The sequence below is a fragment of the Streptomyces hebeiensis genome (assembly GCF_052983195.1).
This window is the reverse complement of sequence record NZ_CM129812.1, coordinates 5,248,143-5,273,425: the sequence shown is the minus strand read 5'-3', so window position 1 is coordinate 5,273,425 and position 25,283 is coordinate 5,248,143. Positions and strand designations below refer to the sequence as shown.

General features: G+C 70.6%; 19 protein-coding genes. 5 read left to right on the top strand and 14 right to left on the bottom strand.

Features of this window, described 5'->3' with window-relative positions; translation table 11 throughout:
* Positions 1-2: 2 nt before the first annotated feature.
* The 10 genes from ACU6P3_RS22720 to ACU6P3_RS22675 form a co-directional block, all read right to left on the bottom strand.
* Positions 3-962, bottom strand: a complete 960-nt coding sequence (locus ACU6P3_RS22720) for an ABC transporter permease (protein ID WP_447198019.1) — start codon at positions 960-962, stop codon at positions 3-5.
* Between the two features lie 163 nt (positions 963-1,125).
* Positions 1,126-2,049 (bottom strand): ABC transporter permease, encoded by a 924-nt coding sequence (locus ACU6P3_RS22715; protein ID WP_447193883.1) that lies wholly within the window; start codon positions 2,047-2,049, stop codon positions 1,126-1,128.
* Between the two features lie 13 nt (positions 2,050-2,062).
* The gene (locus tag ACU6P3_RS22710) at positions 2,063-3,715 is read right to left on the bottom strand and encodes a peptide ABC transporter substrate-binding protein (RefSeq protein ID WP_447193882.1); all 1,653 of its coding nucleotides are present in this window, start codon (positions 3,713-3,715) and stop codon (positions 2,063-2,065) included.
* Between the two features lie 247 nt (positions 3,716-3,962).
* Positions 3,963-5,093 (bottom strand): ABC transporter ATP-binding protein, encoded by a 1,131-nt coding sequence (locus tag ACU6P3_RS22705; RefSeq protein ID WP_344270231.1) that lies wholly within the window; start codon positions 5,091-5,093, stop codon positions 3,963-3,965.
* A gap of 25 nt (positions 5,094-5,118) precedes the next feature.
* Positions 5,119-6,180 carry an ABC transporter ATP-binding protein gene (locus ACU6P3_RS22700; protein WP_344270228.1) on the bottom strand — a complete coding sequence of 354 codons (1,062 nt, stop codon included), beginning with the start codon at positions 6,178-6,180 and terminating at the stop codon, positions 5,119-5,121.
* 11 nt (positions 6,181-6,191) lie between these two features.
* Complete coding sequence (locus tag ACU6P3_RS22695; RefSeq protein ID WP_030749732.1) at positions 6,192-7,169, bottom strand: ABC transporter permease; 978 nt, start codon at positions 7,167-7,169, stop codon at positions 6,192-6,194.
* 110 nt (positions 7,170-7,279) lie between these two features.
* Positions 7,280-9,079: an ABC transporter substrate-binding protein gene (locus ACU6P3_RS22690; protein ID WP_447193881.1), complete on the bottom strand. Its 1,800-nt coding sequence runs from the start codon at positions 9,077-9,079 to the stop codon at positions 7,280-7,282.
* A gap of 102 nt (positions 9,080-9,181) precedes the next feature.
* Positions 9,182-10,210, bottom strand: coding sequence for an ABC transporter permease (locus ACU6P3_RS22685; RefSeq protein ID WP_447193880.1), 1,029 nt, complete (start codon positions 10,208-10,210; stop codon positions 9,182-9,184).
* Positions 10,211-10,797: 587 nt separating this feature from the next.
* Positions 10,798-12,672, bottom strand: coding sequence for a translational GTPase TypA (gene typA, locus ACU6P3_RS22680; RefSeq protein WP_447193879.1), 1,875 nt, complete (start codon positions 12,670-12,672; stop codon positions 10,798-10,800).
* A 355-nt stretch (positions 12,673-13,027) separates the two neighbouring features.
* Positions 13,028-15,769 (bottom strand): ABC transporter substrate-binding protein, encoded by a 2,742-nt coding sequence (locus tag ACU6P3_RS22675; protein WP_447198018.1) that lies wholly within the window; start codon positions 15,767-15,769, stop codon positions 13,028-13,030.
* Positions 15,770-16,119: 350 nt separating this feature from the next.
* Here ACU6P3_RS22675 and ACU6P3_RS22670 point away from each other — a divergent pair, with 350 nt between their 5' ends.
* The 5 genes from ACU6P3_RS22670 (at position 16,120) to ACU6P3_RS22650 (ending at position 20,765) form a co-directional block, all read left to right on the top strand.
* On the top strand, positions 16,120-16,350 hold the full coding sequence (locus ACU6P3_RS22670) for an Rv0250c family protein (protein WP_447193878.1): 231 nt from the start codon (positions 16,120-16,122) through the stop codon (positions 16,348-16,350).
* Between the two features lie 106 nt (positions 16,351-16,456).
* On the top strand, positions 16,457-17,314 hold the full coding sequence (sdhC, locus tag ACU6P3_RS22665; protein ID WP_447193877.1) for a succinate dehydrogenase subunit SdhC: 858 nt from the start codon (positions 16,457-16,459) through the stop codon (positions 17,312-17,314).
* Between the two features lie 97 nt (positions 17,315-17,411).
* Complete coding sequence (locus ACU6P3_RS22660) at positions 17,412-19,484, top strand: fumarate reductase/succinate dehydrogenase flavoprotein subunit (protein WP_447193876.1); 2,073 nt, start codon at positions 17,412-17,414, stop codon at positions 19,482-19,484.
* The gene (locus ACU6P3_RS22655; RefSeq protein ID WP_344270210.1) at positions 19,481-20,266 is read left to right on the top strand and encodes a succinate dehydrogenase/fumarate reductase iron-sulfur subunit; all 786 of its coding nucleotides are present in this window, start codon (positions 19,481-19,483) and stop codon (positions 20,264-20,266) included. The genes ACU6P3_RS22660 and ACU6P3_RS22655 overlap by 4 nt, the downstream gene beginning before the upstream one ends.
* 262 nt (positions 20,267-20,528) lie before the next feature.
* A complete protein-coding gene (locus ACU6P3_RS22650) occupies positions 20,529-20,765 on the top strand; it encodes a hypothetical protein (RefSeq protein ID WP_447193875.1) in 237 nt (78 codons plus the stop codon).
* Between the two features lie 95 nt (positions 20,766-20,860).
* Here ACU6P3_RS22650 and ACU6P3_RS22645 read toward each other — a convergent pair whose 3' ends face one another.
* From ACU6P3_RS22645 to ACU6P3_RS22630, 4 genes are all read right to left on the bottom strand, one after another.
* A complete protein-coding gene (locus ACU6P3_RS22645; protein WP_447193874.1) occupies positions 20,861-23,410 on the bottom strand; it encodes a SpoIIE family protein phosphatase in 2,550 nt (849 codons plus the stop codon).
* Positions 23,411-23,555: 145 nt separating this feature from the next.
* The gene (locus ACU6P3_RS22640; RefSeq protein WP_447193873.1) at positions 23,556-24,122 is read right to left on the bottom strand and encodes an ATP-binding protein; all 567 of its coding nucleotides are present in this window, start codon (positions 24,120-24,122) and stop codon (positions 23,556-23,558) included.
* Between the two features lie 384 nt (positions 24,123-24,506).
* On the bottom strand, positions 24,507-24,917 hold the full coding sequence (locus ACU6P3_RS22635) for a (deoxy)nucleoside triphosphate pyrophosphohydrolase (protein ID WP_447193872.1): 411 nt from the start codon (positions 24,915-24,917) through the stop codon (positions 24,507-24,509).
* A gap of 22 nt (positions 24,918-24,939) precedes the next feature.
* A complete protein-coding gene (locus tag ACU6P3_RS22630; RefSeq protein ID WP_030749770.1) occupies positions 24,940-25,119 on the bottom strand; it encodes a hypothetical protein in 180 nt (59 codons plus the stop codon).
* Between the last annotated feature and the right edge of the window lie 164 nt (positions 25,120-25,283).

Here is a 25,283-nt window from a genome sequence, read left to right as displayed (position 1 = left end):
GATCACCTCAGCTTGGGGTCGAGGGCGTCGCGTACCGCGTCGCCGAGCATGATGAACGCGAGCACCGTGACCGCCAGCGCGCCGGCCGGCCAGAGCAGCATGTGCGGCGAGTTGCGGATGTACGGCGAGGCGTTGGAGATGTCGATCCCCCAGGACACGGCCGGCGGTTTGAGGCCCACCCCGAGGTAGGAGAGGGTCGCCTCCAGGGCGATGAACGTGCTCAGCGCGATGGTCGCCACGACGATCACCGGCGCGACGGCGTTCGGCAGGATGTGCCGGAGCAGCAGCCGCGTACTGGACGCACCCAGTGCCCGGGCCGCCTGGACGAAGTCGTTCTGCTTGACCCAGAGGACGGAGCCGCGGGCGATCCGGGAGAGCTGGGGCCAGGTGAGCAGCACCATGAAGCCGATGACCGGCCAGACGGTGGAGCTGGTCACCACCGACAGCAGCACGAGTCCGCCGAGCACCACGGGGATCCCGAAGAAGATGTCGGTCACCCGGGACAGGGCCGTGTCCCAGAACCCGCCGAAGAATCCGGCGAGTCCGCCGAGGACCGATCCGATGAGGGCGACGCCGAGGCTGGCGAGGACACCGACGACGACCGAGGTCCGGGCGCCGTACACCGTACGGGTGTAGACGTCGCAGCCCTGTGCCGTGAAGCCGAAGGGGTGGCCGGGCCGGGCTCCCTCCTGGGCGCGGCCGAGGTCGCAGGAGAGGGGATTGCCGCCGGCGATCAGGGACGGCCGGACGGCGATGACCACCAGGAAGACGATGACGAGCGCGGAGACCACGAAGACGGGGTCGCGGCGCAGATCGCGCCAGGCGTCCGCCCACAGTCCGCGCGGCCGCCCCGCGGGTCCGCCGCCGCCCGGCCCGGTGTCCCCGGGGGCGGTCCCCCGGGGACCGGGGGGACCCTCGGGACCGCGTTCCCGGGCGGCACCCTCGCTGATCGCGAGGTCCATCGCGCCACCGGCGCCGGTCGCCGCGACGGCTCCGTCACCGGCCGGGGGCCCGGCGCCCCCGCCGGCCCGGTCCGACCGTGCCGCCGCTCCCGCGCCGGCGCCGAAGGCGGCCCGCTCGCCGGCCCGGGGCGCGGCTCCGTCACCGGCCGGGGACACGCGCGGCTCAGGCATGGCGGATCCTCGGGTCGAGCACCGCGTACACCACGTCGACCAGCAGGTTCGCCAGCAGGAAGACGATCACGAGCACGGTCACGAACCCGACGACCGTCTGGGTGTTCTGGCGCAGGATGCCCTGGTAGAGCTGGAAGCCGACGCCGTGGATGTTGAAGATCCGCTCGGTGACGATGGCCCCGCCCATCAGCGCGCCGACATCCGTCCCGATGAAGGTGACGACCGGGATCAGCGAGTTGCGCAGCAGGTGCCGGGTGATCACCCGGTGCCGGGGCAGGCCCTTGGCGACGGCGGTACGGACGTAGTCCGCCCGCGCGTTCTCGGCGACCGAGGTGCGGGTGAGCCGGGTGACGTACGCGAGGGAGACGGAGGCCAGCACCAGCCCGGGCACGATCAGCTCGTCCAGGGGCGCGGCGGCGGAGACCGCGGGCGGGACCAGCCGCCACTCGACGCCGAGCAGGAGCTGCGCCAGCAGACCGGTCACGAAGATCGGCACGGAGACGGCCATCAGGGTCAGCAGCAGTACGGAGGTGTCGACGGGCCGGCCCCGGCGCAGGCCCGTGACGACGCCCAGGGTGATCCCGATGACGACCTCGAGGACGACCGCCACGAGTGTCAGCCGGAGGGTGACCGGGAAGGCCGTGGCCATCAGGTCGATGACCCGCTGCCCGTTGAAGGCGGTGCCGAAGTCGCCGGAGAAGACGTTCCCCATGTAGGTGAGGTACTGCCGCCACACCGGCTGGTCGAGGCCGAACTCCTGGCGCAGCCGGGCCTCGGTCGCCGGGTCGCACTGGCGCTCCCCGCACAGGCCCGCGACGGGGTCGCCCATCACATGGACCATCAGGAAGATCAGCAGGGTGGTGCCGACGAAGACGGGGATCATCTGGAGCAGCCGCCGGGTCACATACCGTCCCATGCCCGTCGCCCCCTCACCTGACGTCGATCTCGTCGAAGACCGGCACGCTGAAGGGGTTCAGTTCCACGTGGCGGATCCGGTCCGAGTACCCGGCGCTGCCGTTCTGGTACCAGAGCGGGATGGTCGCCATCGCGTCCCGTACGGCCTCCTCGGCGCGCTGGAAGGTGGCGACGGCGGTCTTCGTCCCGGTCTCCGCGTTCGCCCGGTCGACCAGGGCGTCGAACCTGCTGTCGCTCCAGCCGCCGTCGTTGGACGAGGCGCCCGTGTAGTAGAGCGGCTGGAGGAAGTTCTGGATCAGCGGGTAGTCCATCTGCCAGCCCGCCCTGAACGGGCCGGTCAGCTTGTGCCGCCCGATCTTGTTCCGGAAGTCCGCGTAGGTGCCGACGGGGCTGCCCACGCACGCGTGGTCGTCGCGCAGCACGTTGTTGACGCTGTTGCAGACGGCGTCGACCCAGTCCTTGTGGGAGCCGGTGTCGGTGTTGTAGGTGATCGTGAGCCGGCCGCCGGGGATGCCGCCGCCGTCCGAGACCATCCGCCGGGCGGCGGCGGGGTCGTACCGGCAGGCGCGGCCGCAGAGCCCGGGCCGGTAGCCGCCGGCGGCGCCGAGGACCGGGGAGGTCCAGTCGGTGGCGGGGGTGCGGGTGGAGCGGAAGATGGTCCTGGTGATCTGCTCACGGTCGATGGCCATGGACAGGCCGGTGCGGACCTTGGCCGCTCCCGGGGTGTTCCATCTCCGGTCGTAGAAGGGGAAGGCGAGCATCTGGATGATTCCGGCGGGGGTGTTGAGGTACCGGCCGTCGAGATCCTTCCGCACGTTCCTCAGCTGGGCGGCCGGAATGTCGTCGACGAGGTCGAGGTTCCCCGAGACGAGGTCGGTGTAGGCGGTGTTGTTGTCCGTGTAGACGACGAGGTCCACACCGCCGTTGCGCGCCGCGTCCCGGCCGGGATATCCCTTCCAGGCGCGCAGGGACATCTGGGCGCCCCTGGTGTATTTCTCGACGCGGTACGGTCCGTTGCCGACGGGCTTGGCCAGCCAGGCGTCGTGGTGCTCGAAGAACGCGGTGGGCAGGGGCGCGAAGGCGGCGTAGCCGAGGGTGTCCGGCCAGGTGGAGAACCGCTGGGACAGGGTGACGGAGAACGTCCGGGGGCCGGTGATCCGCAGCCCCGAGAGGGTGGTCGCGGTGGGTTCGCCCGAGGCCGGGTGGACCTTGTCGTATCCGTCGATGTACTGGAAGAAGTAGGCGTTCTTCTGGTTGTTCTTGAGGTGCGCGCCGTAGTTCCAGGCGGTCACGAAGGATTTCGCGGTGACCTTCTCACCGTCGCTGAACCGCCAGCCGTCCTTGACGGTGACGGTGTAGTGCGTGGAGTCGGTGGTCTCGATCTTCTCGGCGAGCGCGTTCTCGGCCCGTCCGGTCCTGGGGTCGTACCGCTTGAGCCCCCGGAAGATCATGTCGAGGACCTTGCCGCCCTGGACCTCGTTGGTGTTCGCCGGTTCCAGCGGATTCTGCGGGTCGCCCCAGGAGGCGCGCACGATCCCGGTGACCCCGCTGCCGATGGCGCCCCCGGCTCCCCCGCCGCAGCCCGCGACCCCCACCGTCCCCGTCAGCACCAGCGCGGCCCCCGCGCACACGGACCGCGCCGGCGGACCGGGGGCGGCGAGACGCATGGGGGCCCTCCTCGTCGGACGCGGGCGGCGTGTGCCCCCAATAGACCCCGGACGGCACCGCCCCGCACGCGGGGGACGGCTGTACGGGCGTCGGGCCGCGCCGCGCCCGGCCGGCCCGGACGTTTGTGCGATCCGCCGTCACCGGCGTGCCGGCCGGTGGGACGCCGAACGCCACGGGCCCGTACCCGAGGCTGTCCTCGGGTACGGGCCCGTGCGCGTACCGGCGCCCTGCGCGGGCGGCGCCGCGTCACTCCTCGCCGGACAGCTCCTTCTCGATCGCCACCAGCGCCGGGTCCATGACGACGTCCGTCTCGCGCGCCTCGGTGGTCGGCTCCTCCGGGAAGTGGCAGGCCGTCAGGTGTCCCTCGCGGCTTCCGGAGAGCTGGATCAACGGCGGCTCCTCCGTCGCGCACTTCTCCTGCGCCTTCCAGCAGCGCGTACGGAACCGGCAGCCCGACGGCGGCATGATCGGCGACGGAACGTCCCCGGCCAGCCGGATGCGCTCGCGCTTCTCCTGGTCGAGGTCCGCCTCGGGCACCGCCGACAGCAGCGCGTGGGTGTACGGGTGGCGGGGCCGCTCGTACAGCGAGTCGCGGTCCGCGACCTCCACCACCTTGCCGAGGTACATCACGGCGACGCGCTCGGAGAAGTGCCGCACGATCGACAGGTCGTGGGCGATGAAGACGAAGGCGATGCCGAGGTCCCGCTGGAGTTCCTGGAGCAGGTTGACGACCTGCGCCTGGATGGAGACGTCGAGCGCCGAGACCGGCTCGTCGGCGACGATCAGCTTGGGCTCCAGGGCGAGCGCGCGGGCGACCCCGATGCGCTGGCGCTGACCGCCGGAGAACTCGTGCGGGAAGCGGTTGTAGTGCTCCGGGTTGAGGCCGACGATCTCCAGCAGCTCCCGGACCCGGGCCTCCCGGCCCTGCGGCGGATTGATGCCGTTGATCTCCATCGGGCTGGAGATGATCGTGCCGACCGTCTGCCGGGGGTTCAGCGAGGCGTACGGGTCCTGGAAGATCATCTGGATCTCGGACCGGATGGGCGCCAGCTGCTTGCGGCCCGCGTGCGTGATGTCCTGGCCCTTGTACGTGATCGAGCCGTCCGTCGGCTCCAGCAGCCGGGTGAGCAGCCGGCCGGTGGTGGACTTGCCGCAGCCGGACTCGCCGACCAGCCCGAGGCTCTCGCCCGGGTAGACGCTCAGGGTCACCCCGTCCACGGCCTGGACGGCGCCCACCTTGCGCTTGATGGGGAAGCCGCCGTAGATCGGGAAGTGCTTGGTCAGGCCCTTCACTTCGAGCAGCGGCTCGGACGAGGCGGCCGCGCGGGGCGGCGGCACCGCGTCCTCGACGGTGGTGTTGGTGTTCTTCTCGCTCATGGTCATTGCCCCAGTCGCCGGTACATCAGCCCAGCCGGGGCTGAATCTTCTCGATGAAAACCTGCTGCTTGCGCTCCGCCTCCAGATGGCAGGCGGAGCCGCGCCCCGCGGGCAGCAGCGGACGCTCGCTGGTGCAGCGTCCCCCGCCCACCAGGTCGACATAGTCGCACCGGGGGTTGAAGGCGCAGCCGGCGGGCGGGTTCAGCAGGCTGGGCGGGGAGCCCGGGATGGGCCGCAGCGGCTCGCTCACATCGGACGCCAGGCGGGGCATCGAACCCAGCAGGCCCCAGGTGTAGGGGTGCTCGGGCCGCTTGAGCACCTCGCGTACGGAGCCGCGCTCGACGGCCCGGCCCGCGTACATCACCAGCAGGTCGTCGGCGACGTTGGCGACGACTCCGAGGTCATGGGTGATCAGGATGATCGCGGAGCCGAACTCCTGCTGGAGGTCCTTGAGCAGGTCGAGGATCTGCGCCTGGACGGTCACGTCCAGCGCGGTCGTCGGCTCGTCGGCGATCAGCAGCTCGGGGTTGCAGACCAGCGACATGGCGATCATGGCGCGCTGGCGCATACCGCCGGAGAACTGGTGCGGGTAGTCGTCCACCCGGTTCTTCGGGTCCGGGATGCCGACCTTGCCGAGCATCTCGACGGCCCGCGCCCGGGCCTCCTTCTTGCTCGCGCCGGTGTGCTTCATGTACGGCTCGGCGATCTGCCGGCCGACGGTGTAGTACGGCGACAGGGCGGTCAGCGCGTCCTGGAAGATCATCGCCATCTTGTTGCCCCGGAGCTTCTCCAGCTCCTTGTCCGAGGCGTCGGTGAGGTCCTGGCCGTCCAGCAGGATCTCGCCCGTGATGGTGCTGGACTGCGGGTTGTGCAGACCCAGGATGGACAGGTTGGTCACCGACTTGCCGGAGCCCGACTCGCCCACGATGCCCAGGGTCTGGCCGCGCTCCAGGTCGAAGGAGAGCCCGTCCACGGCCTTGACGAGACCGTCCTCGGTGGAGAAGTGCACCCGCAGGTCGCGCACCGACAGGAAGGCGTCCGGGTCGGTCGGGGCCGGGGCGTCCTCGGTCTTGGTGAGTGTGGTCACGGTCTTCTCTCCTAGGACAGGCGCACGCGCGGGTCGATCACGGCGTACATGGCGTCCACGATCAGGTTGAACAGCAGGATGAAGGCGGCGCTGACGATCATCACGCCCATGGTCAGCGGCAGGTCCTTGTCGATGACCGAGTCACGGGCGAGCCGGCCGATGCCGGGCAGGCCGAAGGTGATCTCGGTGACCATCGCGCCGCCGAAGAGGGCGCCGAGGTCCATGCCCAGGATGGTGACGATCGGGATGAGCGAGCCGCGCCAGGCGTACCGGAAGAAGACGTACCGGCTGCTCATGCCCTTGGCGCGGGCGGCCCTGACGTGCTCCTCCTGGAGCTGTTCGATCATGGTCGACCGGGACATGCGGGTGTAGTTGGCGGTGAAGATCACCGACATCACGAGCCAGGGGATCAGCAGGCCCATGAACCAGCCGCTGACGCTCTCGCCGATCGGGACCCAGCTGGGCTTGTCCAGCCAGCCGGTGCTGTAGACGAAGAGGCCGAGGACGACCGGGCCGAGGAAGTAGATCTGCATCGACGTGAGCACCAGCGAGGCGGAGCTGAAGACCTTGTCGATCGCGGTGCCCTTGTTCTTGGCGGCGATCAGGCCGGCGCCCAGGCCGACGATCAGGAAGACGATGAGGCCGCCCACCGAGAGCGAGAGCGTCAGGGGGAACCGGTCGACGATGGTGTCCCACACGTTCTGCTGGTTGCTGAAGGAGACACCGAAGCAGGGGGCCGAGCAGTGGCCGACGGCGAAGTCGCGGCCGGCGAAGATCCCGACGAGGAAGTTCCAGAACTGCACGGGCACCGGCTTGTCGAGGCCGAGGTTCTGGTGGATCACAGCCAGCGCGTCCGGAGTGCAGTTCTTGCCACAGGCCAGCAGGGCGGGGTCCTGCGGGATGGCGAAGAACATGAAGAACGTGACCGCACTGATCAGGAAGAGGGTCAGGATGGCGCCGAACGTCCGGCGAATGAGGAATTGAAGCATGGCAGGTCGCTGCTCTCAGGACGGCGGCTGTGAGGGGGTCGAGGGTGGTGCCGGGCGGACCGGAGGCGCGCACTCCGCCGGGTGCGCGCCTCCGGGTCCGCCCGCGCGCGCTACTTCTTCAGGTACAGACGCGTCACGTCGACATAGCTGGAGTCCGCCGAGTAACGGAGCCCACCGACGTTGGAGCCGAAGATCTGGAACACCTTGGTGTAGTAGATCGGGGCCGCCGGGTTGATCCGCTCGACGATGTCACGGTGCAGCGCGCCCCAGGCCTTCTGGGCCTCGGCCGGGTCCGTGATCTTCAGGATGCGGGCGATCTCCTTGTTGACCTTCTCGTCGTTGATGTGCGAGTAGACCGACGAACCGTCCTGGAGCTGCGTGCCGTCGTACAGCGGCGGGAAGACCGTGGAGGCGGACGGCCAGTCCTGGCCCCAGCCGGTCATGTAGAGGTCCAGGCCGTTGTCGACCTTGCCGACCTGCTCGTACCAGGTCGCCTGGTCGATCTCCTTCTTCACGACCTCGAGGCCGATGGCCTTCAGCCGGTCGGCGATGACGACGGACTGCTGCTGGCGGACCGGGGTGTTGGCGTAGGCGTAGACGACCTTCTTGCCCTCGGCGCCGGCCTCCTTGATCAGCTGCTTGGCCTTCTCGACGTCACCGTTCGGCTTCTTCAGCTTGCCGAAGGGGTCGTACGTCTTGTCGTAGCCGGGCGTGGTCGGCGACATCAGGCCGGTCGCCGTCTCACCGCCGTACGCGCCACCGTCGAGCTTGTAGATCTGCGCGCTCGGCAGCGCGTAGGTGATGGCGTCCCGGACCTTCTTGTCCTTCATCCGGTCCAGGTTGAAGTTCAGCTGCCAGACGTACGGTGCGTACCCCTGGATGGTGCGCTTCATCGCCTCGGGGTCCTCGACGACGTTGCGCACCTGGTTGGTGGCGACCTGGCCGGTGAACATGATGGAGTTCTTGGCCTCGCCGCGGTCGGCCAGCAGCGTCTTGGTCTGGTCGTCGTCGCTCTGGTTGAACCCGATGTTGAAGCCGTCCACGTACTGGTGCCGGACCGAGTCGGTCTTCGGGTCCCAGTTGGTGTTCTTGACGAGCTTCAGCGACTTGCCGGGCTTGAATTCGGCGATCTTGTACGGGCCCGTCGCGACGGGGGCCGTGTCGTACTTCTCCTTGGTGTCCGTCTTCTCGGGCACCACCGAGTAGCCGGGCATGGCGAGCGCCTGCGGCAGGTCGGGCTGGGGCTCCTTGAACTTGAAGACGATCGTCTTCTCGTCCGGGGTGGCGAGCACCGAGTCGGGCAGGTGCTTGCCCTTGTACGGTCCGTCCGGGAGCGCCTTGCGGTAGGTGGTGCCGGAGCCCGAGAGCCACTGCTGGATGTAGGTCGGGCCGTCCGTGATGAACGGGGCGTACATCCGCTCGATGGTGTGCCGGATGTCGGCGGAGGTGATGGCGGTGCCGTTCTGGTCCTTCAGCCCGTCCTTCAGGGTGAAGGTCCAGGTCTTGCCGCCGTCGGTCTGCTTGCCGGAGTCCGTGGCCAGGTCGCCGACGAGGGTCTGCTTGCCCTCGTCGTCCTCCTGGTACTGGGTCAGGCCGCGCTGGATGAGCCGGTCCAGGATCTTGCCGTCGCTGACGTACGTCTGCCCCGGGTCCAGGTGGGAGAAGTCGTCCTCCTGGAGGACGGAGATCGTCCCGCCGGGCTTGGCGCCCGGGACCTCGGCGGCCGGGCCGGTGGACGCCTTCGCGTCGCCGTAGGTGACGGCCGCCGACTGCTTGGCGGCGTCCTCCTGGGTCTTGCTGTTGTCCTTGGTGCCGCTGTCATTGCTCCCGCCGCAGGCGGTCAGCACCAGCGACCCGGCCGCCAGCGCGATGACGGCAGCACGTGTCCTGCGCGTGCCAAAGATGCTCATGATGAGGGTCCCCATCTGTCAGTAGTGATCCAACTGTGCTGCCTGGCGCGTCCGGTACGTACGTCCCGGCGCCCGGGGGGCAGCGCTCCCCCCAGCTGGACGTCAGCGTCCGGACTTGGGGTCGAAGGCGTCTCGGACCGAGTCACCGAGGAGGTTGAACGCCACGACGAAGATCACCATGGCGACACCCGGGAAGACCATGTAGGCCGGGTCCTGCTCGTAGATGCTCGCGCCGGTGGCGAACATGCGGCCCCAGTCGGGCGTGGGTTCGACGAACCCGACCCCGACGAAGGAGAGGAAGGCCACCGAGAGAATGGTGGACGGGAGCAGCAGCGTGGCCTGCACCAGGATCGGCGTCACCAGGTTGGGCAGCAGCTCCTTGCGGATGATGCGCCAGGGCGAGGCCCCCGCGATCTTCGCGGCCTCCACGAACTCCCGCTCGCGCAGGGAGAGGGTGGCGGCCCGGATCAGCCGGGAGAGCCCCATCCAGCCCAGCGTCGAGAGCACGACGATGATCGCCGCCGCGCGCAGCGCGGTGGGGGTCTCCTCGTCGGGGCGGACGAAGGCGGCCACGACCACCGGCATGGAGGCGATGAAGAACAGCTGGCTGGGGAAGCCCAGCAGGAAGTCCGTCAGCCGGCCGAGCCAGTAGTCGACCTTGCCGCCGTAGTAACCGCCGACGAGTCCGATCACCACGCCGACGAGGACCATCAGGACGGTGGCCGCCAGGGCGGTGTAGATCGAGGTGCGCATGCCGTAGACCAGCTGCATGAACACGTCGCGGCCCAGGTTGGGCTCGATGCCGAACCAGTGGTCCGGGGACATCCCGCCGAAGGTGCCGGTCGGCATGTTGAACTCGTCGAGCAGGTCCAGGCTGTCCTGGCCGTAGAGGGTGTACGGGTCCTTGCCGTACACCATCTTGATCAACGGTGCGGCGAGCGCGACCACGAAGAAGAAGAGGACGACGAAGGCGGAGACGACCCCGGTCCTGTCGCGCCGGAAGCGACGCCACATCAACTGGCCGGGAGAGAGCCCGGCCGGCGTCTTGGCCTCCTGGGAACCGTCCTTGGGGCCTGCCGCGTCCGGAACTGCGGACGTGCGGTCGCCCTCGGTCTGCACGGGACTGGTCACGATCGCCCTTCCCCCGCGCTGATCACTGCCGCGGCCGCCACCGTGCCCACGGCCGTGTGCCCGACCCGGCCGGTGCTGACGGCACCACGCATGGGGTCCTCCTCATGAGTCCACTTGTCACTGCCAGAGGGGCCCGGTCTACGCGCGCTGACAACTCTGCGCAGTGCGGTGTTCCCAAGACCCCGAAGTGTGCTCGTGAGCCGACGCACCCCCACAGCGCACTGACCCATTGACCCGAGCTCAATGGCCAACTATTAAGTACGGCCGGGCCGTAAACCACAGTTAATGGGTCTCGTTTTGACAACATCGTCACCCCCTGTCCGCCCGAAATCCGGACAAAGTTAGTTCAGGCAGACACCCGCGAAACGGACCGTTAACACATCATTCGGAGATCACAGGTCGATAATCGGACGTCACTCGTGAAAACGCGCTTGACGTGAAGTCGCCAATTCTGCTGCGCCGATGTTTCGCTCCGCGCCCCGGCGAAAGACGTGAGGCGCCCGGCCACCCCTGTGAACTCAAGGGGTGACCGGGCGCCTCGCGCCGAGCGGTTCCGGGCCCCGGGCGCCTCGGCCCGGGCGGCCGGGTCAGGCGTGCTTGGCGCGGGAGGCGGCGCGGGCGCGCTCCCGCTGGTCCAGGACGACCTTGCGGATACGGACCGTCTCCGGGGTCACCTCGATGCACTCGTCGTCGCGGCAGAACTCCAGCGACTGCTCCAGCGACAGCTTCCGCGGCGGGACCACGTTCTCGGTCGAATCGGCCGACGCCGCCCGCATGTTGGTGAGCTTCTTCTCCTTGGTGATGTTCACGTCCATGTCGTCGGAGCGTGAGTTCTCGCCGATGATCATGCCCTCGTAGACCTCGGTGCCGGGCTCCGTGAAGATCACGCCCCGCTCCTGGAGGTTGATCATCGCGAAGGGGGTCACCGAACCGGCGCGGTCCGCGACCAGCGAGCCGTTGTTGCGGGTGCGCAGCTCGCCGAACCACGGCTCGTGGCCCTCGAAGATCGAGTGGGCGATGCCCGTGCCGCGGGTCTGGGTCAGGAACTCCGTACGGAAACCGATCAGGCCGCGCGACGGAACGATCCACTCCATGCGGATCCAGCCGGAGCCGTGGTTGGTCATCGTCTCCATACGGCCCTTGCGCGCCGCCATCAGCTGGGTGATGGCGCCCAGGTGCTCCTCGGGCGAGTCGATCGTCATGCGCTCGATCGGCTCGTAGGTCTTGCCGTCGACCTGCTTGGTGACCACCTCGGGCTTGCCGACGGTCAGCTCGAAGCCCTCCCGGCGCATGGTCTCCACCAGGATCGCCAGCGCCAGCTCGCCCCGGCCCTGCACCTCCCAGGCGTCGGGGCGCTCGGTGTCCAGCACCCGCAGCGAGACATTGCCGATCAGCTCGCGGTCGAGGCGGTCCTTGACCTGGCGCGCGGTGACCTTGTGGCCCTTGCCGCCCTTGCCGACCAGCGGCGAGGTGTTCGTGCCGATCGTCATCGAGATCGCGGGCTCGTCGACCGTGATCAGCGGCAGCGCGATCGGGTTGTCCGGGTCGGCCAGCGTCTCGCCGATCATGATGTCCGGGATGCCGGCGATGGCGCAGATGTCACCGGGGCCCGCCTTCTCGGCCGGCTTGCGGGTCAGCGCCTCGGTCATCAGCAGCTCGGTGATGCGGACGTTGGACATCGAGCCGTCACGCTTGATCCAGGTGACGGTCTGGCCCTTGCGCAGCTCGCCCTGCTCGACCCGGCAGAGCGCGATACGGCCGAGGAAGTTGTCGGCGTCCAGGTTGGTGACATGGGCCTGGAGCGGCGCGGACTCGTCGTACTCCGGCGCCGGCACGTGCTCCAGGAGCGTGGTGAAGAACGGCTCCAGGTTCTGGCTGTCGGAGGGGACCGTGCCGTCCTCCGGCTTGGTCATCGAGGCCACGCCGTCCCGCGCGCAGGCGTAGACGATCGGGAACTCGATCTGCTCCTCGGTCGCGTCCAGGTCCAGGAACAGGTCGTACGTCTCGTCCACGACCTCGGCGATCCGGGAGTCCGGCCGGTCCGTCTTGTTGATGCAGAGGATGACGGGCATCTTGGCCGCGAGCGCCTTGCGGAGCACGAAGCGGGTCTGCGGCAGCGGGCCCTCGGAGGCGTCGACCAGCAGGACCACCGCGTCCACCATGGACAGTCCGCGCTCGACCTCGCCGCCGAAGTCGGCGTGGCCGGGGGTGTCGATGATGTTGATGGTGATGGGGTCGCCACCCGACTTCGGGTGGTACTTCACGGCGGTGTTCTTCGCCAGGATCGTGATGCCCTTCTCACGCTCCAGGTCGTTCGAGTCCATCATCCGTTCGTCGAGGTGCTCGGCGGCGTGCGCGGCGAAGGCCCCGGCCTGCTTCAGCATGGCGTCGACCAGAGTGGTCTTGCCATGGTCGACGTGGGCGACGATGGCGACGTTACGGATGTCGTGGCGCGTGGGCATGCTGGCTGGCGCTTCTCTCGATCGTGGGTGCGGCGCGTGGTGTTCCTCGTACGCCCGCCGGGCGGACACGCCACGGCTCGTCCCATGGTACGGGGCCGGGCGGAGAGGGGCTTCCCGCCCCGTTCGAGGGACTGGGCGCGAGGGTGGAGGGGAACGGGGGGCGCGGGGCGCGTGGGGGGCGCCACGAGGAGGAGAAACCGCGGGGAACTGCCCGGGTCGGGGACGGGCACGAGCTTGCCCGCCGGCACGGCCGGCGGGCAAGTCGATTATCGGTTTCTCCGCTTTCTCCGCCCGTTCTCCCCGTTCCCTCTCCTGTCCCTCGCCTGCCCGTCCCCTGCGCGTCGGCGGGTGTTCGCTACTTCTTCTTGCCGTCCGGCCCGGCCGATCCGGCCTTCTGGAAGCCGATGTCCTGGTAGCGGGGGGTGGACAGGCCGAAGGCTCCCGCGTTCACCAGCCCCGGCTTCGCGGCCACCAGCTCCGGGCGCTGGTAGAGAGGGACGGAACCGGCCGCCGCCCAGATCCGCGCGTCCGCCCGCCGTACGAGATCGCGGGCCGCCTTCTCGTCCAGTTCGGCGACCGCCTGGTCGAAGAGCTGGTCGATGTGGTTGGTGCCGACCCGTGTGTAGTTCTGCTCCACCAGCAGCGAACCGTCGCTCGCGGGCACCGGCTTGGCGAAGATCGGCCGGCCGTCCGTCGCCGGGTAGGCGGTGGCGGGCCAGGAGTAGAGGGCCAGGTCGTAGACGCCAGAGGCGATGTGGTCCTTGAAGTACGAGGCGTCGTCGACCTTGGTGATCTCCGTACCGATCCCGATCCGGTCGAGCATCCGCGCGATCCGCTCACCGACCGCGCGCAGGGACTCCGACCCCTCGCCCTTGGGCAGGACGAACCGGAGGGTGAGCCGCTTGCCGTTCTTCCCGAGCGGCCCGCCCACCGGGGCGGGGGCGGCGGTGCCCCGGGGCGCGTAGGCGCCCGTCACGCCGCTCTGCTTCTTGTCCTGCGGCTCCTGGGCCGCCCGCGCCGGCTGCTGCCGGCTGCCGGAGTCCTCGAAGAACGCGCCCCTGCGCAGCATGGACCTGCCCTGCAGCGGGGCCTCCTGGAAGTGGGTGTCGGTCGCCTTGCCCGGGGAGAACTCGGGGGCGAACGGGCTGTACGGAAGGGCCCGGCCGGGCCTGTCGTCCTGGTGCGCCACGGCGGGCGGCTTGCCGTCCTGGCGCGCCTCGCCGGGCTTGCCGTCCCGGCGCGCCTCGCCGGGCTTGCCGTCCCGGCGCGCCTCGCCGGGCTTGCCGTCCTGGCCGACGATGTACGTGCCCTCGTCGGTGGCCGCCTCGTCGGCGGCGCTCTGCTCCACCGGCTTCTTCCCCGTGCCGGTCTTGCGCTCCGGCTCGCGCTCCGCCGGGCGCTGCTGACGCGCCTGCGCCGTGTCGGCCCGCTCGGCCGGGCGCCGCGCCTCCTTCTCGCGGCCGGCCGCCTCGGCCCTCTCCCGCCGTCCTTCCCCGGCCCGCTCCTCCTCGGCCGTGCCCCGCCCCTGCGCGCGCCGCTCGGACGGCCGCTCCTCGACCGGCCCGGACCGCGCGTGCCGCTCGTCCGGGGCGGACCCCTCGGTCCCCGACCGCTTCTCGTCCGAGTTGCCGCCGTCCTCGTTCCCCTCGTCGCCGCCGTCCTCCTGGTCCGCGTCGGCGGCCTTCTTCTTGCCCTCGGAACCGGCCTTGACCCCGGCCTTCTTCAGCGCCCCGCCGGGCGTCCAGCCGGCGTCCGCCAGCAGGGCCAGCGCCTCCTTCGTGTCCTGTTCGCCGAGCGCGTCACTGCTGTCCGCGTACGCCTCCTGCCCGAGCAGGGCCAGGTGGCTGCCGAGCGGCCGCGCCGGCAGCCCGAGCGGCTTGAGGACCAGGTCGGCCAGTTCCTGGCGGTCGATCGCGCGGGCGATGGCGCGCCGTACCCGCTCGTCGGCCAGCGGCCCCGACTCCCCGTTCATGGCCAGCTGGGTGTAGGCGGGCTCCAGCGACTTGCGCAGCTCGTAGCGGCGCAGGGCCTTCTGCTCCCGGGCGTACCGCTTGATCGCCGCCGCCGTCTGCTCCCGCGCGATCCGCGCCTCCTCGGCCTTCTCGTCGTCGGATCCGTGGGCCAGCGCCCAGGAACGCAGCGCGGAGGCGGGAGTGATCTCGGCGCCGGGGCCGTGGTTGAGCGCCTGGCCTTCGGTTCCCGTGTCGGCGAGCGCCAAAGAGATGCGTTCCGCCCCCTTGGTGTCCAGCTCCGCCAGGTCGATCTTGCCGTCGGCGAGGGCGGACGCGCGCTTGTTCCTCGGCACCGCGCTCAGCACGATCGCGTCCAGCTTGGCCGGGTCGCCCCACCAGCGGGGGTTGCGGACCAGCGTGACCTTCTTGTCCTTGCGGTCCACCGACTTGACCTTGAACGGCCCCGCCGTCGTCTTCAGCGCGGATCTGGCCTTGTCGTTGAACGAGTTGGGCTTACCGGTGATGTCCTTGGGATACAGGGGGCTGAAGAGGGATTTCCAGTCGGCATAGGGCTTGGCGTAGGTGACCCGGACCTCCAGGTTGCTCGCCCCGCGCTCGATCTTCTCGATCCGCTCGTAACCGGCGTTACGGGCCGTCCAGTACGCGGAGTCCTTGCCGCGCAGCGCCCGCCACTGGGCCGCGAAGTCCGCCGCGCCGATCTCCCGCCCGTCGCTCCAGACCGCCTGCTGGTTGAGCTTGTAGAGCACGACCTGCTTGGGTTCGCGCTCGACCACCTTGGCGGACTCCAGATAGTCCTTGTTGTGCTGCGGTCGGCCCCGCTTGTCGAGGGTGAAGAGGGAGGGCAGCACCGCCCCGGCGATCCGGCTGGTCGCACTGGACGCGTCGGCCTGGAAGACGTTGAGGGTGGCGGGCACGGAGTCGACCGCCCACCGCAGGGTGCCACCCTGGGAGACCACGTCCCGCGCGGCGGGCGCGATGTCCGGCGCGGCGGAGGCGTCGCCGCCGTCCTGGTCCGAGGAGCAGGCGGACAGCCCGGGCAGGGCGAGGACACCGGCGGTGACGAGGGCGACGGAGCGGAGTGTTCGGGAGCATGTCCTCCCGCGTGGGGCGCCGACGTGGGACATGACGTGTACCTCTTCGTCCTGTTTGTCGAATTTATAGATGATCACACACACATGTCCACCCACTGAAGGGGAACGGGCGGCCTCCGGCGGGGCCGACACGGCGAGAGGGCCCCCAACCTCACCCGGAGAGCGGAACCCCCGCGGGCCGGAGACCGGGGTGCCCGGTACGTCCCCGGCCGGGCCGGGGGTCTCCCGAGCCGCACCTCACCCACACCCCCGGGGGGGGTGAACCCGGCCTTGAAAAAAGAAATGTGACGCGGAACACTCGCTAGACGCACCAGAGTGCCGTCCGAGGCTGCCGCCCGACGGCTCCCCGCATGCCACCCAAACAGTGGAAGTGAGGGCAACTCGTGTCTCTGCAAGACGATTTGACGGCGGTCAGGCGCAGCCTGGACGACCTGGTCCGCACGGTCGCGCAGCTGGAGCGGAACCTGGCCCGCGCGAACGAGAACGAGTTCCGGCCCCAGCCCGTCCGCCGCGCCGACGATCTGGTCACCATCTCCGACGCCCCGTACAACACCGCCCTGTGGACGGATTCGGACGACGAGGGTCTGGGCGTACGGGACCGACGCGCGCCGTAGCCGGGGCCCGCGTCCCCTCGACAGCCACCGCCGCCCCGCACTCCCCCGCGACGCGGCCCCCGCACCGTTCTGCCGTTTCGCCCCCTAGGAGCCCCTGGAGATCTCCTTGGCCACCGGTACGGAACCTCCCGATGTGAGCACCACACCCCGGTCCGCCCCGGGCGCGCACGGCGGGGCCGGGGTCCGCGGCGCCTCGCGCGCCGCCATCGCCCCCCGCCACCTGCGTACGGACCGCTGGTGGCTGACGCCCGCCGCGACCGCCGCCGGGCTGCTCGCCTTCGTCGTGTACTCGACCTGGCGGGCGTTCGCGAACGCCGACTACTACGCGGCGCCGTACGTCTCCCCGTTCTACTCGCCCTGCCTCGCGGAGAACTGCGTCCCGATGCGGCACGGCCCCAACTGGGAGCTGTTCGGCAGCTGGTGGGGCCTGTCCCCCGCCCTGCTGATCCTGATCTTCCCGCTGGGCTTCCGGCTGACCTGCTACTACTACCGCAAGGCGTACTACCGCGGCTTCTGGGCCTCCCCGCCCGCCTGCGCCGTCGCCGAGCCGCACCGGCGCTACACCGGCGAGACCCGCTTCCCGCTGATCCTCCAGAACGCCCACCGGTACTTCTTCTACGCCGCCGTGCCGGTCGCGGGCGTCCTCACCTACGACACCGTGCTCACCTTCCGCGACGCGGAGTACGCCTGGGGCCATATGGGCCTCGGCTCGCTGATCTTCCTGGTGAACGCCGCGCTGATCTGGGCGTACACGCTCTCCTGCCACTCCTGCCGGCATGTCATCGGCGGCCGGCTGCGGCACTTTTCCAAGCACCCGGTGCGCTACCGGCTCTGGGGCTGGGTGGGGAAGCTGAACAACCGCCACATGCAACTCGCCTGGGCGTCGCTGGTCAGCGTGGCGCTGTGCGACCTGTACGTCTACCTGCTGGCCACGGGAGTCTTCGACGACCCGCGCCTGTTCTGACCCGCCCGGGCGGGCCCGAGCCGACCGTGCGAACCCGGGCGGACCCGGGCCGACCCGACCTGTCCCGCAGAGGGCGAGAGACGGAGAACCTTCCCACATGACCCAACTCGAACGCCATCAATGGGACGTCGTGGTGGTCGGCGCCGGCGGCGCGGGGCTCCGGGCCGCCGTCGAGGCGCGGGAACGCGGCGCCCGTACCGCCGTGATCTGCAAGTCCCTCTTCGGCAAGGCCCATACGGTGATGGCCGAGGGCGGCATCGCCGCCTCCATGGGCAACGTCAACTCCGGCGACAACTGGCAGGTGCACTTCCGCGACACCCTGCGCGGCGGGAAGTTCCTCAACCAGTGGCGGATGGCCGAGCTGCACGCGCGGGAGGCACCGGACCGGGTCTGGGAGCTGGAGACCTGGGGCGCGCTCTTCGACCGGACGCCCGACGGCAGGATCTCCCAGCGCAACTTCGGCGGACACGAGTACCCCCGCCTCGCCCATGTCGGCGACCGTACGGGCCTGGAGCTGATCCGCACCCTCCAGCAGCGGATCGTCGCCCTGCAACAGGAGGACTTCCGCCGGTACGGCGACTACGAGGCGCGGCTGAAGGTCTATCAGGAGTGCACGGTGACGCGCGTCCTCAAAGACGCCGTCCTCCAGGACGCCGGGGACGCGGGGGGCACCGGCGCTCCGGCGGGCAGTTCCCCCGCGAGCGGCGGCAGAGTGGCCGGCGCGTTCTGCTACGAGCGGGAGTCGGGCCGCTTCTTCGTGCTCGAGGCACCGGCCGTCGTCCTCGCCACCGGTGGCATCGGCAAGTCCTTCAAGGTGACGTCCAACTCCTGGGAGTACACGGGCGACGGGCACGCGCTGGCGCTGCTCGCGGGCGCTCCCCTGCTGAACATGGAGTTCGTGCAGTTCCATCCCACCGGCATGGTCTGGCCGCCGTCCGTGAAGGGCATCCTCGTCACCGAGTCGGTGCGCGGGGACGGCGGGGTGCTGCGCAATTCCGAGGGCAAGCGGTTCATGTTCGACTACATCCCGGACGTCTTCAAGGAGAAGTACGCGGAGTCCGAGGACGAGGGCGACCGCTGGTACGAGGACCCGGACAACAACCGACGGCCGCCCGAGCTGCTGCCCCGTGACGAGGTGGCCCGTGCCATCAACGCCGAGGTGAAGGCGGGCCGTGGCTCGCCGCACGGCGGGGTGTTCCTCGATGTGTCGACCCGGATGCCGGCGGAGCTGGTCCGGCGCCGGCTGCCGTCGATGTACCACCAGTTCAAGGAGCTGGCGGACGTGGACATCACGGCGGAGGCCATGGAGGTCGGGCCCACCTGCCACTACGTCATGGGCGGGGTCGCGGTCGACTCGGAGACCGCCGCCGCGCCGGGCGTCACCGGCCTGTACGCGGCGGGCGAGGTCGCCGGCGGCATGCACGGCTCCAACCGGCTCGGCGGGAACTCGCTCTCCGACCTGCTGGTCTTCGGCCGGCGGGCGGGGCTGTACGCGGCGGAGTACGCGATGGGGCTCGACGGCGCCCGGCCGGTCCCGGACGAGGCGCTGATCGACACGGCGGCGGCCGAGGCACTGCGTCCGTTCGGCGGCGGTACGGGGAACGGCCCGGCCGGCGCCACGGAGCCCTCGGAGCCCGCAGAGAACCCGTACACGCTCCACCAGGAGCTCCAGCGGACGATGAACGACCTGGTGGGCATCATCAGGCGCGAGGACGAGATGCGGGACGCGCTGGCGAAACTGGCCGAGCTGCGGACCCGGGCCGGACGTGTCGTGGTCGAGGGGCACCGGCAGTTCAACCCCGGCTGGCACCTCGCGCTCGACCTGCGGAACATGCTCCTGGTCAGCGAGTGCGTGGCGCGGGCGGCCCTGGAGCGTACGGAGAGCAGGGGCGGCCACACCCGCGAGGACCGGCCCGGCATGGACCACGTCTGGCGCCGGATCAACCTGCACTGCCGCCTGGTGGCGCCCGCGTCCCAGGAGCCCGGGAGGCCGGAAGACCCCGGTCGGCCCCTGTCACCGGGAGACGCCCCCGGGGACCCGGCCGGTCCGGGTGACGGCGTGATCGCGCTGTCCCGGCACACCACCGAGCCCATCCGCCCGGACCTGCTCGCCCTGTTCGACAAGGAGGAGCTGGTCAAGTACCTCGCCGAAGAGGAGTTGCACGAGTGACTGCGAGTGGGTCCACCGCCTACGAGGCACGGTTCAGGGTGTGGCGCGGCGACGCGGACGGCGGCGAACTGAAGGACTTCACCGTCGAGGTGAACGAGGGCGAGGTGGTCCTGGACATCATCCACCGCCTGCAGTCCACCCAGGCCGCGGACCTGGCGGTGCGCTGGAACTGCAAGGCGGGCAAGTGCGGTTCGTGCAGCGCGGAGATCAACGGCCGCCCGCGGCTGATGTGCATGACCCGGATGTCGGTCTTCTCGCGCGAGGAGACGATCACGGTGACTCCGCTGCGCGCGTTCCCGGTGATCCGGGACCTGGTGACGGATGTGTCGTTCAACTACGCCAAGGCGCGGGAGGTACCGGCGTTCGTGCCGCCGCCCGGGGTGGCCGCCGGGGAGTACCGGATGCGGCAGGTCGATGTGGACCGGTCACAGGAGTTCCGCAAGTGCATCGAGTGCTTCCTGTGCCAGGACACCTGTCATGTGGTCCGGGACCACGAGGAGAACAAGACGGCGTTCGCCGGGCCGCGCTTCCTGATGCGGGTGGCGGAGCTCGACATGCATCCGCTGGACGCGGCGGAGCGGTCCGGGCTCGACCGGAAGCGGACGGCCCAGGACGAGCACGGCCTGGGGTACTGCAACATCACCAAGTGCTGTACGGAGGTCTGCCCCGAAGGGATCCGGATCACGGACAACGCCCTGATCCCGCTCAAGGAGCGGGCGGCGGACCGGAAGTACGACCCGCTGGTGTGGCTGGGGAACAAGATCCGGCGCCGCGGCGAGTAGCTCCCGGCGCGGCCGCTACCGGGGGCGGGGCCGGACCTGCCACGCCCCGGCCCGGCCCGGCTGCCCGAGACCGCGCGCCGGCGTCGGCACGGTCAAGCGCCCCCGGGGCGCCGTCGGCCGCACGGTCGTGGCCGTTCCGCCGCCGTCGCTCCGTACGCACCCGTCGGGTCGCGGACGTACGGATACGGGCTTAGCCTCCGACTGTGACGCTCCCCGCACGCCGATCCCCGCCGCACATAGCCGGCCGCGCCCCGTACTGGAGGTGACTCCGGCCGTGCTGGTCCTGGCCTGGTGGCCGGTCGCCGGATCCGCCCCCGGCGCCCTGGCCGTCGTACTGACCGGCGACACCGCCCCCGAGGCCGGTGCCGCGAGCAACCTGGTGCTGCCCGTGGCCGTCGTCGTGGTGGTCGCCGTGGTCGCCACGTACTCCTTCCGCAAGCGCAAACGGCGGGCACGGACCCGTACGACTCCGGGCGGTGGGCGGCAGGACCGGGGCTGAGCCCTCCCCGGTCCTGCCGCCCACCGCGCGGAGCCGCACGCGGGCCGGGCCGCGCCACCACGCCGCCGTAGGAGCGGTCGGCACGATCAGAACCGTCAGAACATGCTGAGCAGCTGCTCCACCGTGGGCTCCGGCAGCGGCTTCCCGTCGGGCAGGGACAGCTCGAACCAGACCGTCTTGCCGCGCGGCGTACGGCGCGAGCCCCAGGCCGCGCTCAGCTGCCCCACCAGTTGCAGCCCCCGGCCCCCCTCGTCCGTGTCCCGCGCCCGGCGTCGTCTGGGCTGCACCAGCCCGGCGTCCCAGACCTCGCACACGAGCGTGCGGTCGAGCAGCAGCCGCAGTCTGATCTCGCCCTCGCCGTACCGCATCGCGTTGGTGACCAGCTCGCTGACCAGCAGCTCCACGGTGTCCACCAGGGGTTCGAGATCCCAGGCCACCAGCTGCGTACGGGCCAGCTCCCGCGCCCGTCCCACCGAGCGCGGCTCGCGCGGCAGCCGCCAGTCGCCCACCGAGTCGGCCGGCAGTCCCTGGATCCGGGCCATCAGCAGCGCGATGTCGTCCTCGCCGTGGCGGGTGTCCAAGGTGCTCAGGACATGGTCGGCGACGTCCTCCAGCGGTCGCTCCGCCCGGGTCAGCGCCCCCCGCAGCCCGCTCAGTCCCTCGTCCAGCGGATGGTCCCGGGACTCGACCAGCCCGTCCGTGTAGAGGGCCAGCAGCGCGCCCTCCGCCAGATCGACCTCCACCTGCTCGAACGGCTCCCCGCCCACGCCCAGGGGCATGCCCGGCGGTACGTCCAGCATCAGGGCCTCCTCGTCCGGTTCGACCAGGACGGGCGGCAGGTGCCCGGCGTTGGCGAAGGTGCAGCGCCCGGTGACCGGGTCGTACACCGCGTAGACGCACGTCGCGAGGTAGACCTCGGCGAGGTCCGCGTCCCGGGACTTGTGCGCGACCCGTGAGGCGTGCTGCGCGCCGCTCGGCGAGCCGAGGCCGCGGGCGATCTCGTCCAGCGCGGACAGCACCTCGGCGGGCTCCAGGTCGAGCAGCGCCAGCGTCCGCACGGCCGTGCGCAGCTCGCCCATGGCCACCGCCGCCCGCAGTCCGCGTCCCATGACGTCGCCGACGACCAGCGCCGTGCGGTGGCCGGGCAGTTCGATGACGTCGAACCAGTCGCCGCCCACCTCCGTTGCCGTGTTGCCCGGCAGGTAGCGGCAGGCGATGTCGAGTCCCGCGGCCTCCGGGTCGCCCGGGGGCAGCAGGCTGCGCTGGAGGATCAGCGCGCGCTCGTGCTCCCGGCGGTAGAGGCGGGCGTTGTCGATGCAGACGGCGGCCCGCGCGGCCAGTTCCACGGCGAGCGCCTGGTCCCGCTCCCCGAACGGCTCGCTGCCCTTCGTACGGGAGAACTGCACGAGCCCGATCACCTTGTCGTGCGCGACCATCGGGACCGCGAGCGTGGACTGGACCGGGCTGCCCAGCTCGCCCGGGACCGTCTGCACCCGGCCGGTGCGCAACGCGTCCGCCCTTCGGGAGCTGAAGGGAAAGCGGTGGACCGCGCCGAGCACCGGCGGCACGTACCCGCCGTCGTACCCCCCGGCCGAACCGGACAGCGGTACGTCGGAGACGGCGCTGGCGAAGGCGACCCTGCGCAGCCGGGCGCTGCCGCCGCCGGAGTCCGCGCGGGACGAGCTCCAGCGACCGGGCGGCGCCTCCTCGCCGGTGAGCAGGGACTGGTAGAGGTCGACCGAGGCGAGGTCGCAGAAGCCGGGGACGGCGACCGAGAGCAGTTCGCGGGAGGTGGTCTCCAGGTCGAGCGAATTGCCGATCCGCGCGCTCGCCTCGTTCAGGATCGCGAGATTGCGCCGGGCGCTGGCCGCCTCGCGGGCGGCGTTCTGACGGTTGGTGACGTCGGTGCCGACGACGGCGACCCCGACGGTGCGGCCGGACCCGCTGTGCACCCGGTAGAGATTGACGGACCAGTGCCGGCGCTCGCCGACGCCGGGGGCGAAACCGACGATCTGGAGGTCGGTGACGGACTTGCCGCTCTCCATCACCTGTGCGAGGGCGTCGGCCATGCGGTCGGCCTCGGGCCGGGAGAGGTAGTCGTGGACCGTACGGCCGCGGTGGTCCTCGATGGATCCGCCGAAGACGGTCGCGAACCGCTCGTTCACTCGTTGCATCGTGAAGTCGGTACCGAAGAGCATAAATCCAAAAGGAGATTGGCCAAAAATCGCCTGAGCGGACATCAGGTCGGTTTCGATCCCGCGCAGCGCGCGTACGTCGACGACGAGACACAGGGCACCGCGTTCGCCCGCCGCCGTCTCGCTCGGCATGACGTAGATCTCGGCGACGCCGTGCTCCCCGCCCGTCGCGAAAGGGACCAGACCGGTCCATTCCTTGCCGTCGAGAATCTCCCTCACCTTGCGGTGACCACGCGGCCACAGCTCGGCGGGCATGAACGCCTCGACCGGGTCCTTGCCCCTGACCTCGTGCGGGCCGATGCCGAACAGTTCGGCGGCCCGGTCGCTCCACTGATCGACCAGTCCGTCGGGGCCGATCGAGAAGGAAGCGACCCTTATGTAGTCATAGATCGAGCCAGGCGGACTGCTCTGCCATACGACGTCGCCCGCCGTCCCAGATATCTCGCTCACGCGACCGTCCCCTCCAGCTCACGCACCGGACCGGCCTAACCCGCAGTATTCAGCACTACGGCTCCGGTCGGCACGGCGTTCACGATCACAGCACACTCTCGCTCCTTTTGAGACGTGTCGACGTGATCGTTGTCCCTTCAGACTTCTAACCAGGGAGCGGCAGCTCGAACCACACGGTCTTTCCCGTCTTCCCCCGACGTGTTCCCCACCGGCGTGACGAACACGCCACGAGCTGAAGACCGCGCCCCCCTTCATCATCGGGGCCCGCGCGTCGCGCGGCCGGTGGATCGGGCAACGCATCGGAGATTTCGACCAGCAGAGCGGCGCCCTCCCCCTCGACGGCGCTCCCTGTCCCGCACTGTGCGCCCTGTGAACCACCGGGTGCGCCGCCGCCGTCCCGGCCGGCTCCGGCCGGGGCGGAGCCATCGGGTCCGGAGCCGTCGGGCCCGGGGCCCGCGCGGCCGGCGGCGGACGGGCCCGGGGTGCCGGGGCGGACCGCCAGCCGCACCCCGATCGGGCCCGTCGCGTACCGGAGGGAGTTGGTCACCAACTCACTGACCAGCAGGATCGCCATTTCGCGGAGCGTGGGGGGCAGGCCCCAGGCATCCAGCGTCTCGTGCACGGCGTGCCGGGCGTCGTGCGCCGTGTCGAGCACCGCGGGAAAGGTCCACTCGGCGCTCGCGCCACCCGCTGCGTCGATCAAGCCGATCACTTCCCGAGACCGACGGAAGGGGCCGCATCCTTTATAGGGCGGCTAATCGGCACATACCCGATATCTAAAGCGGCTACCGCCACGGCGGGCGCACGGTGGCACCAATGGAGCACGGGCGACGAGGGGCGCATATGAGGGGGGTACGGGGGAGTATGCCGGAAGCACGGTCGTCGAGGGCGCGCGGAGCCGTTGCCGGGAGGGGCGCCAGGAACGCGCGGAGGCGGGGGCCGCCCGGCGGTCGCGGCGGGCCGTACGGCCGAGCGGCTCGTCGCCCCGGGCCCGGGAGTTCGTCGACGCGGCCCAGGGGTTCACGCGGCTCCGCGGCTCACGAGGCTCAGGGGCTGCAGGTGTCCGTCGCGTGGCCGGGCGGTCCACCCGGGCGCCTCAGAGGCGCGTCGGCGCTGCCGCGCGCAGTCTGCGCACCACTTCGGCCACGGCGGGGCGGTCCTGGTCGAGCCAGTCCACCGTGTACGCCTCGTCGGGACCGAGCCAGCGCAGTTCGTCGTGGTCCTCCAGAGGCAGGGGGTCGCCGGAGAGCAGCCGGACGGTCCACACCTCGAGCACATAGCCGGGCTTGAGCGGCCAGCGACCGGGGATCCGCTCCACCGGCCGGGCCTCCACGCCGAGTTCTTCCCTGAGCTCGCGCACCAGGGCGTCCTCGGGCCCTTCACCCGGCTCCAGCTTGCCGCCGGGCAGCTCCCACCGGCCGGCCAGCTCCTCGGGCGCGCTGCGGCGAGCGGCCAGCAGCCGCCCACGGTCACAGACGGCACCGGCCACCACGACTCGCTCACTCATACGCCGGAGCGTAACGCGGCACCTAACCGGCGGCCTGTCCGACCCGTTCCACGCAGTACAGGCGCTCGTCGGCGCGGCCGTCCAGGCTGTCCGCCATCTTCCGCGCCTCGTCCTCGGTGGCGTACTGACCGACGCGGTAGCGGTTGCCGTTGGCGTCCTGCCGTATCACCAGCCAGGGGAGCACGGCTCCGGTGTCGTTCATCGGGCGTCTCCCACGGCCGGACCGCGTCTCAGTGAGCTTCTCCAGGAAACCGCAATGCGCATATGCCGGAGCCTACGCCTGACCTTCACTCAGCGGTTATCGAGTCTCACAAACAGGTGTGCATCCGGCCAACAACGCGCCCAAAAAACGCGACCCCGCGCGCC